This is a genomic window from Streptomyces sp. WM6386 (assembly GCF_000972385.1).
Taxonomy (GTDB): domain Bacteria; phylum Actinomycetota; class Actinomycetes; order Streptomycetales; family Streptomycetaceae; genus Streptomyces.
Map to the genome: position 1 here is coordinate 1 of NZ_JXTE01000231.1, position 970 is coordinate 970.

1 pseudogene is annotated in these 970 nt (G+C 73.5%); it reads right to left on the reverse strand.

The window, feature by feature from the left end:
* Positions 1 to 482: pseudogene (locus TN53_RS40935) on the reverse strand (hypothetical protein); the annotation flags it as partial.
* Positions 483 to 970: the final 488 nt, after the last annotated feature.

Genomic DNA, 970 nt, shown 5'->3' on the forward strand with positions numbered 1-970 from the left:
TGCCCGGTCGGCCGGCCGCCCGTCCTGTCGAGGCGGGAGCGCAGTTGGGGGTGGGCGGCCACGACGCTGCGCAGCGCCTCCCGCACCGCGCCCGCGTCCGGCGAGGCGGCGGGCTCGATGAACACCGCCTCATAGCGGTGCCGTACGGGACGGGTGAGGACCGCGCACTGGGCGGGGACGAGCGGACGGTCGATCACGAGCAGCTCGGTGAGGAGGTCGGCGATACGGCCCACCACGGACGCCGCGATCGCGCCGTCCCGCTGGATGAAGCGGAGCGTGTGATGGTCGGGGCCGTGCCGCAGCAGCCGGTGCTGCCACCCTGGCCGGCCCGGGTCACCGGAGGCGAGCTCGCCCAGGACGTCTTCCAGCACGGCGGGGTCGAGCGGACCGCGCAACTCGAGGTCCCACGGGGCCGTGTGCGGGGGGGGCCCGGGGTCGACGACCACGGAGATCGCCGCGTCGGAGGAACGGGAAACAGTCATGCGTGTCCGGGGACGTGCGGTCCGCTGCGACCGGCGCGGTCCCCTCCCTCCTCTCCTCTGTAGGCGCTGGCTGAGCTGCGACGCCCGGCCCCTGCGGGGATCGTGCCGCTGCACCGATGGACGGCCCGCGCGTGGGCCCGGTGGGGCCAAGGCCAAAAGGGTGGCTGCGGCGCAGACGACGGGACGCGGGGCACACGGGGACGGTGCCGCGCTGCCTCACTTCCATGACGCCTCCTGGTCAGCAGATATCCACCACACTCCGACTCTGCACGCTAACGGCAGCACCAGGTCCCCGTCCGATTTCCCAAGCGGGTGTACAGCGGTGCCCAAGCCCGCCAGGTCCCATCCATGAGCGGTACGTCCATGTACCCCCGCGCGCCCCGTCCGCTGCCGCCGTCACAGCATCCGGACGGCGGTCTCCGCATGCTGCTTGGCATGGGCGAGCAGCACCCGGCTGTTGCGGCCGATCGCCTCGCGCACATGCCGGC